This window comes from Trinickia terrae, from assembly GCF_005144415.1.
Lineage (GTDB): Bacteria > Pseudomonadota > Gammaproteobacteria > Burkholderiales > Burkholderiaceae > Trinickia_A > Trinickia_A terrae.
On record NZ_SWJE01000005.1, the window covers coordinates 699,480 to 712,302 of the forward strand.

The 12,823-nt window shown below is 60.2% G+C and carries 12 protein-coding genes and 1 tRNA gene; 8 read left to right on the top strand and 5 right to left on the bottom strand.

Translation table 11 applies throughout. The features are described from left to right. The first annotated feature begins 10 nt into the window (after positions 1 to 10). The 3 genes from FAZ69_RS12485 (at position 11) to FAZ69_RS12500 (ending at position 1,801) form a co-directional block, all read left to right on the top strand. The gene (locus tag FAZ69_RS12485; protein ID WP_136894766.1) at positions 11 to 553 is read left to right on the top strand and encodes an RES family NAD+ phosphorylase; all 543 of its coding nucleotides are present in this window, start codon (positions 11 to 13) and stop codon (positions 551 to 553) included. Between the two features lie 149 nt (positions 554 to 702). After that, positions 703 to 921 carry a hypothetical protein gene (locus tag FAZ69_RS12490; protein ID WP_136894768.1) on the top strand — a complete coding sequence of 73 codons (219 nt, stop codon included), beginning with the start codon at positions 703 to 705 and terminating at the stop codon, positions 919 to 921. A gap of 283 nt (positions 922 to 1,204) precedes the next feature. Next, positions 1,205 to 1,801: a hypothetical protein gene (locus FAZ69_RS12500; protein WP_136894770.1), complete on the top strand. Its 597-nt coding sequence runs from the start codon at positions 1,205 to 1,207 to the stop codon at positions 1,799 to 1,801. A 375-nt stretch (positions 1,802 to 2,176) separates the two neighbouring features. Here the strand turns inward: FAZ69_RS12500 and FAZ69_RS12505 are convergent, their stop codons facing one another. The 5 genes from FAZ69_RS12505 to FAZ69_RS12530 all read right to left on the bottom strand — a co-directional run bounded on the left by FAZ69_RS12505 (position 2,177) and on the right by FAZ69_RS12530 (position 7,607). Continuing rightward, a complete protein-coding gene (locus tag FAZ69_RS12505) occupies positions 2,177 to 2,869 on the bottom strand; it encodes a hypothetical protein (RefSeq protein ID WP_136894772.1) in 693 nt (230 codons plus the stop codon). Between the two features lie 305 nt (positions 2,870 to 3,174). Then, positions 3,175 to 3,251 (bottom strand) — tRNA-Met (locus tag FAZ69_RS12515). A gap of 82 nt (positions 3,252 to 3,333) precedes the next feature. Next, complete coding sequence (locus tag FAZ69_RS12520) at positions 3,334 to 4,992, bottom strand: MFS transporter (protein WP_136894774.1); 1,659 nt, start codon at positions 4,990 to 4,992, stop codon at positions 3,334 to 3,336. A 227-nt stretch (positions 4,993 to 5,219) separates the two neighbouring features. Next, positions 5,220 to 6,860, bottom strand: a complete 1,641-nt coding sequence (locus FAZ69_RS12525) for a sensor histidine kinase (RefSeq protein ID WP_136894776.1) — start codon at positions 6,858 to 6,860, stop codon at positions 5,220 to 5,222. 9 nt (positions 6,861 to 6,869) lie between these two features. Next, positions 6,870 to 7,607 (bottom strand): response regulator transcription factor, encoded by a 738-nt coding sequence (locus FAZ69_RS12530; RefSeq protein WP_240702198.1) that lies wholly within the window; start codon positions 7,605 to 7,607, stop codon positions 6,870 to 6,872. Positions 7,608 to 7,859: 252 nt separating this feature from the next. Here FAZ69_RS12530 and recA point away from each other — a divergent pair, with 252 nt between their 5' ends. The 5 genes from recA (at position 7,860) to sucD (ending at position 12,647) form a co-directional block, all read left to right on the top strand. Further along, positions 7,860 to 8,933 carry a recombinase RecA gene (gene recA, locus FAZ69_RS12535; RefSeq protein WP_136894778.1) on the top strand — a complete coding sequence of 358 codons (1,074 nt, stop codon included), beginning with the start codon at positions 7,860 to 7,862 and terminating at the stop codon, positions 8,931 to 8,933. Between the two features lie 10 nt (positions 8,934 to 8,943). Next, complete coding sequence (recX, locus tag FAZ69_RS12540) at positions 8,944 to 9,708, top strand: recombination regulator RecX (RefSeq protein WP_439654767.1); 765 nt, start codon at positions 8,944 to 8,946, stop codon at positions 9,706 to 9,708. A 136-nt stretch (positions 9,709 to 9,844) separates the two neighbouring features. After that, the gene (locus tag FAZ69_RS12545; protein WP_136894781.1) at positions 9,845 to 10,522 is read left to right on the top strand and encodes a DUF2889 domain-containing protein; all 678 of its coding nucleotides are present in this window, start codon (positions 9,845 to 9,847) and stop codon (positions 10,520 to 10,522) included. Between the two features lie 34 nt (positions 10,523 to 10,556). After that, positions 10,557 to 11,738: an ADP-forming succinate--CoA ligase subunit beta gene (sucC, locus tag FAZ69_RS12550; protein WP_369407742.1), complete on the top strand. Its 1,182-nt coding sequence runs from the start codon at positions 10,557 to 10,559 to the stop codon at positions 11,736 to 11,738. 27 nt (positions 11,739 to 11,765) lie between these two features. Beyond that, positions 11,766 to 12,647: a succinate--CoA ligase subunit alpha gene (gene sucD, locus FAZ69_RS12555; RefSeq protein WP_136894786.1), complete on the top strand. Its 882-nt coding sequence runs from the start codon at positions 11,766 to 11,768 to the stop codon at positions 12,645 to 12,647. Positions 12,648 to 12,823: the final 176 nt, after the last annotated feature.

Below are 12,823 nucleotides of genomic sequence, written 5' to 3' on the forward strand. Positions count from 1 at the left end.
GAGGCGACTCTTGATCCGCGAATCAGCGTTAATCGACTATCTCTCATGCTGCCAGGTGGAGACGTTTTCGGGTGTTGTATATCGAGCGACACGCATGGGCCTAGATCCAACAACACCCTCCACCGCAGGCGGTCGCTGGATGCCTCGTGAGGGCATGGCGGTTCTTTACACCAGCTTCGAACGCGAAGGTGCTCTGGCGGAGATGAGTTTCCACCTTGGTATGTTAACGCCGGTGCCAAGCAAGCCTATCTCAATACATACGCTACAGGTTACCTCCAAGCGATTGATTCGACTGCAAAGGACGGATTTTGCGGGGGTAGGAATCGACGCTTCGCGATTTGGAGAACTCGACTATCGACGAACCGAAGTCGTGGGCGACGCCATAGGTTTTTTGGAGTTTGACGCTATGCGCGTCCCTTCGGCACGCTGGGAGTGCGACAACCTAGTGTTGCTTGCCGACAATCAAGATATCAGTGTTGCGCCGACGGTTGTTAACACAGAGCAGGTAGACTGGCTTGAATGGGCAAAAGCAAATGGTTTTGTCGCCAACTAGTTGACCAATTGGGGCCGTGAGCTCTTGGCCAGCATGCGGCGCTGTATGCCAGATTTTCATTGAAGCCTTGCCTCAGGTTTGCGCGTGGCCTTAGACGGGTGGTCATTGACTGCACGCGCCGGACGAAACCGCTCGAATGGAGATCAATCATGGCAGGAAAGTCGTTTTCCAAAGGTCTGGACGATCGCATGCGTGATCAAGATGGTGAGATTCGTAAAAAGCGCAGTGATACGAAGGTCGAGACATTGCGTAAGACCTACGGCCCTGATTTTGCGAAGGGTTATCGATCGGATGCAGAACTCGGAACAGTGCTGAAGAAGGAGGGTGTTGATACCCTCTATCAACTCATTAAGAAAAAGAGGTCGTGATTACGAACCGTTCGCTTCGAGACATGCGCAAAGCGCGCACTTGCTGCGTCGCCTCTAGCCGAGCTAATTCTTGGCATTAAGTGAGGCGGCCTTAGGCGAGTCGTCTGTCGCACCACGTCTCACTTCAGACCGTTGCCAAGCTTGGTTGCGTCGTTAGGTGAGCTATATCTCAAAGATTGAGCGTGGCGAGCAGTATGTAGATGTGCTGGAGTCCGTAGAATGGTGCGAGGCATGTGGAACACCACCATCCAGAGCTATTAATGAAATATAAGGAAAATATATAGTGCAGAGAAATGAATTTAAGAATCCTCACGTACTCTGGCATTTTGATAGAGTGAGGGAGGCAACAAACAATATGATGTTCATGTTTGCTACAACAGCGGAAAATGAGGACAAGCGAAGAGCGTTCGATGAGTCCATCAGAACCGCAATGGGTTGGCCTCCGCACGTTAAAAATTTCTACGAATATAGGATGATGTTCGGAGGGATTTATGAGCGGCTATTTCAATTTTGCGTAATTTCCTTGTGTTCTGATGTTGAAGTTTTTTTTAAGGAAACCTTCGATAAATACAATTATAATAAAGGAAAGGGAAGTGGATTTTTTCAAAGGCTGGATGATGTTATTAGTGAGTTAACGGCTGCAGGGTTCGATTTCTCGTCTATTCAAGGTTCGATAGATAAGCTTCGACTCGCATTTCAGATTCGTCATATTGGGATTCATAATATGGGAGTTGTGGATCAAGGTTTCGTTGATAAAACAGGCGAGGGTGCAGTTGGGAGTATGTATCCAATTGACCAAGATAGTTATCGGAAGATGTTCGATTCCTACACAGTTTTCCTCAAATATTTGGACGACAAACTTCCGAATCTCCCCGCGTGATGTAAAAAAGCCACCGGATTAAGGCGGATTTTTACTGCCACTTGACAATAAATCAAATTATCTTATGGTAATAGCACCGCTTTGTCCTCCGAAAAGAGAAATTTAATCATAACCAATTCGAATAAAATGTCGGCGTCGAATGCAATTAAATTGCTCTGGCAATGAAAAGGCAGGGCAATTTTTTTATGCGTCGATTGATTTCCGCGATTCGAAAAATTGTTAATGCTCGATCCATAGCGCAGGTAAAAATAGTCTGGTTGTGACCAAAATAGTAGCAACGGATAACTGGAAAAGGCGAAAGAGCGACACTATACGTAGGTGAGCGCATCACGTTCACCACCAGACGGAAGTCCGCGCTTTCGCCAAACGGTCCTGCTACTTGGATGACTCTAGGCAATACTTGAGCAGGCTAATCACGCGATCTTGTCTTTGCGTCATTGCAAAGGCCGCTGTGCTGAGGATGTAAAAGGCCAGGATCAGAAAAATCAGCGCATTCGCCCATGACTGCATGGCCGGAAGCTTTGTGAGACTAATCGAGAGGGTGCCCAGACCAGCCAGCGCGGGGAAGAAGCCGATTTTCTCGATTGAACCCACCAGTATGCTGCAACGCTTCTCGAATGCAATTCGCTCCCCTTCATAGTAGGTAAGGACATATCGAATGGCTGCAGCTTCGCAGGTTGCTAGTTGTTCGACATATTGGAGATTAAAGGTGACCGAGGATTCGACTAAGTGAAAGAATTGAGAAAATGGCGTCTTAAAAAGTCGATAGAAAAACGGGATGGAGAGTGCAATGACAACAACGGCAAGTGCTATTCCCAATATTTGAGACAGTGTTATGGTTGCGAAAGCCGTGTTTGCTAATGGTATGTCATGGAGGAAATAGGAAAGGCCAGCGAGAATAATAGCCACCGAGAAGCCTATAAGCTGATGCGTAAGCAGCCACTTGCTAAAGTTTTCTAGTATTTTCTCGTACTTGGTGAGCTGACGTTCCGGTCGCTTTTCCGTGGTCGCCTTTTTGATAATACCGAAGACTTTGTCGATTTGCTGTTGTGAAAGTGTATTAAACATTCCGTGTAATCCCCGAGTTAAAAGTCGCCATGTCGGCGTAATTGCGGATTTTGTGTGGTTTTATCCAGATCTGCTGCAATAAATGATCGGCAGCGCGAGACCGGTGAGGCAACCTGAGGCAATCCTTGGTACCAAGGGAACGTCGGGTGTCGAGTTCGCCTTGACAAATGCGCAGATAGTAGACCCTGTGACGGGACTTGAGGAGGCGTGGAAGCTTGTGCAAGTCGGCACCTGTGACACCGACCGTGACACCAGAAGTAAAAAGCCCTTGAACTTCATTAGAAGATTCAAGGGCTTAGTGCAACTGGTGGCGAATCAGGGATTCGAACCCCGGACCTGCGGATTATGATTCCGTCGCTCTAACCGGCTGAGCTAATTCGCCAAAGAAGCAAAATTATGATGACGCAAAGGCGGCCTGTCAACCCCTTCCCCGAAGTTTTTCAGCCAGCCGCCCCCACACCCCCTCAATCCCGCGCATAAATATTCGAGTCCTTGGTCTCCTTGACGAACAGCATCCCGATCACGAACGTGCCCAGCGCGATGATGATCGGATACCAGAGCCCCGAGTAGATATCGCCCCGCGCCGCCACGATCGCGAACGCCGTCGCCGGCAGGAAGCCGCCGAACCAGCCGTTGCCGATGTGATACGGCAGCGACATCGACGTATAGCGGATCCGCGTCGGGAACATCTCCACGAGCATCGCCGCGATCGGCCCGTACACCATCGTCACCAGGATCACGAGGATCGTCAGGATCACCACCGTCATCGGCCAGTTCAGCTGCGACGGATCGGCCTTCGCCGGGTAGCCCGCGCCCTTGAGCGTCGTCGAGAGGGTCTTGTCGAACGCCTTGCCCTTGTCCTTCGCGTCGGCTGCCTTGCCGTCGTAGGTGTCGATCACGGTGTCGCCGACCTTGATCTGCGCGAGTGACCCCGCCGGCGCCGCCACGTTCGTGTAGTTGAGGCCGGCCTTCGACAGCGCGCTCTTGGCGATGTCGCACGAGCTCGTGAACTTCGCCGTGCCCACCGGGTTGAACTGGAACGAGCACTCGTCGGGGTTGGCGACGACGACGATCGGTGACTTCTGCGTCGCGGCTTCGAGCGCCGGGTTGGCGAAGTGCGTGAGCGCCTTGAAGAGCGGGAAGTACACGAGCGCGGCGATCAGGCAGCCGGCCATGATGATCGGCTTGCGGCCAATGCGGTCCGACAGCGAGCCGAAGAACACGAAGAACGGCGTGCCGATCAGAAGTGCAATCGCGATCAGGATGTTGGCGCTGGCGCCGTCCACCTTCAGCGTCTGCGTCAGGAAGAAGAGCGCGTAGAACTGGCCCGTGTACCAGACGACGGCTTGCCCCGCCGTCAGGCCGACGAGCGCCAGGATCACGATCTTCAGGTTCTTCCACTGGCCGAACGCCTCGGTCAGCGGCGCCTTGGAGGTCTTGCCTTCCGACTTGATGCGCAGGAACGCGGGCGATTCATTGAGCTGCAGCCGGATCCAGACCGACACCGCCAGCAGGATCAGCGACGCGACGAACGGCACGCGCCATCCCCATGAGCCGAACGCTTCTTCGCCAATGGCGGTGCGCACGCCGAGAATCACGAGCAGCGACAGGAACAGGCCGAGTGTTGCCGTCGTCTGGATCCATGACGTGTAGTAGCCGCGCCGGTTGGCCGGGGCGTGCTCGGCGACGTAGGTCGCGGCGCCGCCGTACTCGCCGCCGAGCGCGAGGCCCTGCAGCAGGCGCATCGCGATGAAGATCACCGGCGACGCGAAGCCGATCGCCGCATAGCCGGGCAGGAAGCCGACGATGAACGTCGACAGACCCATGATGACGATCGTGATGAGGAACGTGTACTTGCGGCCGACGAGGTCGCCGAGCCGTCCGAAGACGATCGCGCCGAACGGCCGCACCGCGAAGCCGGCGGCGAAGCCGAGCAGGGTGAAGATGAACGCCGCGGTCGGGTTGACGCCGGAGAAGAAGCTCTTGCTGATGTAGATGGCCAGCGAGCCGGCCAGATAGAAGTCGTACCACTCGAAAACAGTGCCGAGCGACGAAGCGAAGATCACCCGCTTTTCGTCGCCTGTCATCGGCGCGTGGGAAATCTGTCCGCCAACGGTAGCCATATGTCGTCTCCAATTTTGATATACGCGCGAGGAGCGCTGGGTAAGGTGTTCCCCCGGACGATTATTGGATCGGAAACTTACGGCGTACTGACGCGAAATCTCAAAATAGGGTCCGTTGGATTGCAGGGCTGTTTGTGCTCATTTTCATTCAACGCCATCTAACTCACTGGCTAAATTTCTCATGTAGGCTTTTCGATCGATCCGGCGGCAAGCGAAAACCGGCCCGCTCAGGGTAAATCCTGAATCGGCTCCAAGGTCCTCAAGCTGACACGCACGAGCGTCCCGGCCAGGCGCGGCTCGGCTTGGTAGACGTTGTCGTCGATCGCGAGCGTGCCGCCGTGCATCGTCGCGATTTCGCGGACGATCGCGAGTCCCAGCCCGCTGCCGTCGCCTTCGCGGCCGAGGATCCGGTAGAAGCGCTCGAGCACGCGGGTGCGCTCGGACGGCGGGATGCCGGGGCCGGTGTCCTCGACTTCGAAGTGCACTTGCTGGTTCGGCGGGTCCACGCGAACGCGAACCGTGATGCGGCCGCCCGCGGGCGTGTAGCGGATCGCGTTGTCGATCAGGTTCGACAGCATCTCGCGCAGCATGACCGCGTTGCCGTCGACCATGACCGGCTCCTCCAGCCCCTCGTAGCCGAGGTCCATCTGCTTGGCGAGCGCGGGCTGCACCCAGTCGCGCACGGCAAGCCGCGCAAGCTCCGAGACTTCGACCGGCGCGAACGCCTGCCCCGACATCCGGTTCTCGGCGCGCGCGAGCGCGAGGAGCTGCGTGACGAGCCGGGCTGCGTGCTCGGAGCTTGTCGCGATCTGTTCGAGCGAGCGGCGCACCTCCGCCGACACCTCCTGCCGCAGCGCCAGCTCCGCCTGCGTGCGCAGGCCGGCGAGCGGCGTCTTCATCTGATGCGCGGCGTCCGCGATGAAGCGCTTTTGCAGCTCCATGTTCTGCGCGAGACGCTCGAGCAAGTCGTTGAACGACGTGACGAGCGGCTCGATCTCGGGCGGCGCGCGCCGCGCCTCGAGCGGCGAGAGGTCGTCGAGCCGCCGCGCGCGCAGGTTCGATTGCAGGGCCGTGAGCGGCGCGAGCCCGCGCGACAGCCCGAACCAGACGAGCACGATCGCAAGCGGCAGGATCACGAACTGCGGGAGGATCACGCCTTTGATGATGTCGTTGGCGAGCCCGCTGCGCTTGTCGAGCGTCTCGGCGACCTGCACGAGCACGGGTGCGCCGCAGGCCGTTTTGGCGGGGCGGGCCGGGGCGTCCTCGCAGGCGGGCAGGGCGCCGGCCGCGTGCGGAAACTCGACGGTCGTATAGGCGACGCGGATGTCGTTGCCGTGGAGCATGTCGTCGCGGAACTCGACGATGCCGGGCTGCGGGCGGTCGTCTTCGTGCGGCAGCGGCAGGTCGGCATCGCCGCCGACCAGCTCGCCGCGTGTGCCGAGCACCTGATAGAAGACTTTGTCGACGTTGTCGGCGGAGAGGAAGTCGCGCGTCGACGCCGGCAGCGACAGCTCGGCCACGCCGTTGACCGGCTGGATCTGGCGGGCGAGCACGTAGACGTCGGTTTCGAGCGCGCGGTCGAACGGGCCGTTGGCGATCGTCTTGGCGACGAGGTAGGTGACGGCGATGCTCATCGGCCAGAGCAGTAAAAGCGGGGCGAGCATCCAGTCGAGAATCTCGCCGAACAGCGAGCGCGGGCGGGCCTCTACGGCGGCTTCGGCTTCGTCGGGCGGGGCGAACGGGTTGGCGTAAGCCGAGTCGCGGATCTCGTCGGGGTCCGGTGCATGCGCGGGGAGCGCGCCCGGCGGCGCGTGCGCGGCGGGTTCCCGGGAGGCCGCGGTGCGCTCCGCGGAAGCTGGCGAGGCCATGTGCCGTCTCTACTTGGACGAATGATTCGCCGGCGACTTGGCCAAGCCGTTCGATGCGGCGGCGGAATCCACAGGCGAGGGCGCGGCCTTCTCCAGGCAATACCCGAGGCCGCGCACGGTCACGATGCGCACGCCGCTCGGCTCGATTTTCTTGCGCAGGCGGTGCACATAGACTTCGATCGCGTTGTTGCTGACTTCCTCGCCCCATTCGCACAGATGGTCGACGAGCTGCTCCTTCGACACGAGCCGGCCGATCCGCTGCAGCAGCACTTCGAGCAGGCCGAGCTCGCGCGCGGAGAGATCGATCACCTGGTCGTTCACGGATGCGATGCGGCCCACCTGGTCGAACGTCAGCGAGCCGTGGCGCACGAGCGCCGGGCCGCCGCCGGCGCCGCGCCGCGTGAGCGCACGCACGCGCGCTTCGAGCTCGTTCAAGTCGAACGGCTTGGCCATATAGTCGTCGGCGCCGAGGTCGAGGCCTTTCACGCGCTCCTCGACGCTGTCGGCGGCGGTGAGGATCAGCACGGGCAGGTTCGAATTGCGCGCGCGCAGCCGCCGCAGCACTTCGAGGCCGGACAGGCGCGGCAGGCCGAGATCGAGGATCAGAAGATCGAAGGCTTGCACCGAGAGGGCGGCATCGGCTTCGGCGCCGCCCTTCACGTGGTCGACGGCATAGCCCGATTGGCGGAGTGATCGAACGAGACCGTCCGCGAGTATGCTGTCATCTTCGGCAATAAGAATTCGCATGATGCGCCGCTGCCTTGCTGGCACCGCGCGGCAGCGCGGTTTCGCCCGGCGCGCGGCGGTCTCCGAATATCGTGTGTGGTTTTGAATGCCCGGCTGCGAGTGTAGCGATGCGCTGCGGCGCATGGAAACGGGCTTGCAAAGACCACTGTTTTTTTATACAGTGTCTGCGTTTCGTGCGCGGGGCTTGGCGGACGTCCGCTCAAGGCTCGCGCACCCGCCTCAGACGCCGTTCATCATAGCAAAGGACGATTCATGGAAGAAAGCAAGAAAGGCTCGGCTGGACTGACTGCAGAGAAGAGCAAGGCACTCGCCGCGGCGCTCGCGCAGATCGAAAAGCAGTTCGGCAAAGGGTCGGTCATGCGGCTCGGCGACGGCGAGGTGGCCGAAGATATTCAAGTGGTGTCGACAGGCTCGCTCGGCCTCGATATCGCGCTCGGCGTCGGCGGCCTGCCGCGCGGCCGCGTGGTCGAGATCTACGGGCCGGAATCGTCGGGCAAGACCACGCTGACGCTGCAGGTCATCGCCGAAATGCAGAAGCTCGGCGGTACGGCAGCGTTCATCGATGCGGAACACGCGCTCGATATCCAATACGCAGGCAAGCTCGGCGTGAACGTGTCGGATCTGCTGGTCTCGCAGCCCGATACGGGCGAGCAGGCGCTCGAAATCGCCGATGCGCTGGTGCGTTCGGGCTCGATCGACATGATCGTGATCGACTCGGTCGCGGCGCTTGTGCCGAAGGCCGAAATCGAAGGCGAAATGGGCGATTCTCTGCCGGGTCTGCAAGCGCGCCTGATGTCGCAGGCGCTGCGCAAGCTGACCGGCACGATCAAGCGCACGAACTGCCTCGTCATCTTCATCAACCAGATCCGCATGAAGATCGGCGTGATGTTCGGCAACCCGGAAACCACCACGGGCGGTAACGCGCTGAAGTTCTACGCGTCGGTGCGCCTCGATATCCGCCGCATCGGCTCGATCAAGAAGAACGACGAAGTGATCGGCAACGAAACGCGCGTGAAGGTCGTCAAGAACAAGGTGTCGCCGCCGTTCCGCGAAGCGATTTTCGACATCCTGTACGGTGAAGGCATTTCGCGTCAGGGCGAAATCATCGATCTCGGCGTGCAAGCGAAGATCGTCGACAAGGCGGGCGCGTGGTACAGCTATAGCGGCGAGCGCATCGGCCAAGGCAAGGACAACGCACGCGAATTCCTGCGTGAGAATCCCGACATCGCGCGCGAGATCGAAAACCGTATCCGCGAATCGCTCGGCGTGAATGCGATGCCGGCGAGCGCTTCGGAAGACGCCGAAGTCGCGGGCGAAGAGGAGTAAGCATCGCGTGATGCGCAAGGGGCGGGCGGCGTCGAATGCGGAGGGCGGTGGAGCAGGGCGCGAAGCGAATGATGCGCCCGGCTCGTCGCAGCCCTTCGATTCCTCCGACCCTCTCGATCCCTTCGATCCGTCGGAACCTTTCGAAGCACACGATCTGGCGGATCGTCGCCGCAAGTCCGTTAGCGCAGCGGCTGGTTCGGGCTCGGCGAACGCCGAGCCCTCATCGAGCGGCACAGGCGAAACCACCTATACCCGTTCTCGCCGGACGCCTGCCGACTCATCCTCATCGGATCAAACCCCGGGGCGCTCCAAGAAACCCGCCCGTTCGCTGAAGGCCCGCGCGATCGACTATCTGTCGCGCCGCGAATATAGCCGCGTTGAACTCTCGCGCAAGCTGACCCCGTTCCTCGATGAGGCCAACGATGAAGGCGCCCTCGAAGCCCTGCTCGATTCACTCGAACGCGAAGGCTGGCTATCCGATTCCCGTTTTGCCGAAAACCTCGTCAATCGCCGTGCGGCGCGCATGGGTGCGAGCCGGATCGTGGGCGAACTGAAGCGCCATTCCGTAGGCGATGCATTGATCGAAGAAGTCGGCGCGCAGCTTCGCGAAACGGAGTTCTCACGCGCACAAGCCGTCTGGTCCAAGAAGTTCGGCCAACTTCCCGAGACCCCGGCCGAGCGCGCCAAGCAGGCGCGTTTTCTCGCGATGCGTGGTTTTTCCAGCGCGACGATTGCCAAAATCCTCAAAGGCGGCGACGACTGGGAGGGCGTCTAACGGCGACGAATAGCGGTTGCAACCGGCGTGACTGTCCGGAGCCGCCACGGTTTCGCCTTGGGCGGACCGCCGGTCTATCTCAAATACTCGGTATGCTAAAATCGCCGGGTTTTCCCATTCAGCCGTCTCCTCTCGCATGCCGCTTTCCCCGCCTGTGCCCCGCAAGTTGCGTCACCGTCGCGCAATTCGTGCGGAAGCGTTCGAGCGCGAGGATGGCTTATGGGATATCGACGCCTGCCTGACCGACCATAAGCCGCGCGACGTGGCGCTTGCGTCGGGTGTCCGGCCCAACGGCCTGCCGATCCATGAACTCTGGCTGCGCATCACCATCGACCGCAAACTCAACGTCGTCGACGCCGAAGCGTCGTCCGACTGGGTGCCCTATCCCGGTCATTGCGAAGCCGCCAATCCCGCCTACCGCGCCCTTATCGGGCTCAACCTGCGCCAGAACTTTCGCCGCGAAGCGAACCGCCTGTTGGGCGGCGTCGCGGGATGCACGCACCTCACCGAGTTGTGCGCCATCCTGCCGACCGCTGCGATCCAGGCCTTCGCGGGCGAGGTCTGGAACACGCGCGGCGATGCTCCGGATGCGGATGGGGCCAAACGTGATCCCGGCGGCGGCAACGACGAAAAGCCGCCGTTTCAGCTCGGTCGCTGCCAAGCCCTGCGCTTCGACGGCGAACCGGTGCGTGAGTTTTATCCCCGCTGGTACGGCTATGCGCCGGGGGCAGCGGAACGCGAGGAGGCGCCGCCGGCTGCCGGCAACGGCAAAGACGGCCCAAAGATAAAAGCCGAGGCGGCAGCCTCGGAATAAATCGGCATCAAAGAAGTTCAATCCAACTCTCAGACTGAAGGAATCACGCATGAAGATTCACGAGTACCAGGGTAAGGAAATCCTGCGGAAATTCGGGGTCGCGGTACCGCGCGGCACGCCGGTGTTCTCGGTGGAAGATGCGGTCAAGGCCGCTGAAGAGCTGGGCGGCCCGGTGTGGGTCGTCAAGGCTCAGATCCATGCGGGCGGCCGCGGCAAGGGCGGCGGCGTGAAGGTGGCGAAGTCGCTGGACCAGGTGCGCGAATACGCGAACCAGATCCTCGGCATGCAGCTCGTCACGCACCAGACCGGCCCGGAAGGCCAAAAGGTGAATCGTCTGCTGATCGAAGAAGGCGCCGACATCAAGAAGGAGCTCTATGTCGGCCTCGTGATTGATCGCGTGTCGCAGAAGGTCGTCGTGATGGCCTCGAGCGAAGGCGGGATGGACATCGAAGAAGTTGCCGCGAAGACGCCCGAAGCGATCCACAAGGTGGCGGTCGATCCGTCGAAGGGTCTGCTGGATTCGGACGCCGACGACCTCGCGAAGAAGATCGGCGTGCCCGATGCGTCGATCGCGCAAGCGCGTGCGATCCTGCAAGGCCTCTACAAGGCCACCTGGGAAACGGATGCATCGCTCGCCGAAATCAACCCGCTGATCCTGACGGGCGACGGCAAGGTGATCGCGCTCGACGCCAAGTTCAACTTCGATTCGAACGCGCTGTTCCGTCATCCGGAAATCGTCGCGTACCGCGATCTGGACGAAGAAGATCCGGCTGAAGTCGAAGCGTCGAAATTCGACCTCGCGTACATCTCGCTCGACGGCAACATCGGCTGTCTCGTGAACGGCGCAGGCCTCGCGATGGCGACGATGGACACCATCAAGCTGTTCGGCGGCGAGCCGGCGAACTTCCTCGACGTCGGCGGCGGCGCGACGACCGAGAAGGTCACCGAAGCGTTCAAGCTGATGCTGAAGAACCCGGACCTGAAGGCGATCCTCGTGAACATCTTCGGCGGCATCATGCGCTGCGACGTGATCGCGGAAGGCGTGATCGCTGGTTCGAAGGCGGTGAACCTGGGCGTCCCGCTCGTCGTGCGCATGAAGGGCACCAACGAAGACCTGGGCAAGAAGATGCTCGCCGAGTCCGGCCTGCCGATCATCTCGGCGGACAGCATGGAAGAAGCGGCGCAGAAGGTCGTCGCGGCTGCTGCAGGCAAGTAAGCGCGCTCAACGAACAGAGGTCAATACATGTCGATTCTGATCAACAAAGACACCAAGGTCATCACGCAGGGCATCACCGGCAAGACCGGCCAGTTCCACACGCGCGCATGCCGCGAATACGCGAACGGCCGCGAAGCGTACGTCGCGGGCGTGAACCCGAAGAAGGCCGGCGAGGATTTCGAGGGCATTCCGATCTACGCGAGCGTCAAGGAAGCGAAGGCTGAAACGGGCGCGACCGTGTCGGTCATCTACGTGCCGCCGGCAGGCGCCGCTGCGGCGATCTGGGAAGCGGTGGAAGCCGATCTCGATCTCGCGATCTGCATCACCGAAGGCATCCCCGTTCGCGACATGATCGAAGTGCGCGACCGCATGCGCCGCGAAAACCGCAAGACGCTGCTGCTCGGACCGAACTGCCCGGGCACGATCACGCCGGATGAGCTGAAGATCGGCATCATGCCGGGCCACATCCACCGCAAGGGCCGCATCGGCGTCGTGTCGCGCTCAGGCACGCTGACGTATGAAGCCGTTGCGCAGCTCACGGCGCTGGGCCTCGGCCAGTCGTCGGCAGTCGGCATCGGCGGCGATCCGATCAACGGCCTGAAGCACATCGACGTGATGAAGATGTTCAACGACGATCCGGACACGGACGCCGTCATCATGATCGGCGAAATCGGCGGCCCGGACGAAGCGAACGCGGCGTACTGGATCAAGGACAATATGAAGAAGCCGGTGGTCGGCTTCATCGCGGGCGTCACGGCGCCTCCGGGCAAGCGCATGGGCCACGCCGGCGCGCTGATCTCGGGCGGTGCCGATACGGCCGACGCGAAGCTCGAAATCATGGATGGCTGCGGCATCAAGGTGACGCGCAACCCGTCGGAAATGGGCCGCCTGCTGAAGTCGATTCTGTAAGCGACGTCAGTCCTGACGTACGTTCCAAGCAGAAAACGCCGGTTCGCCGGCGTTTTTTGTTATTCTTGCGAAACCCTTTCGTAAGACGGCGGATCTGAAGCGAGGGAGCAATGATTGCTTCCTCGCTTTTTTATGTCGACCGGAGTCAGCACTTATTCCGGTCCCATGCAAAGCCG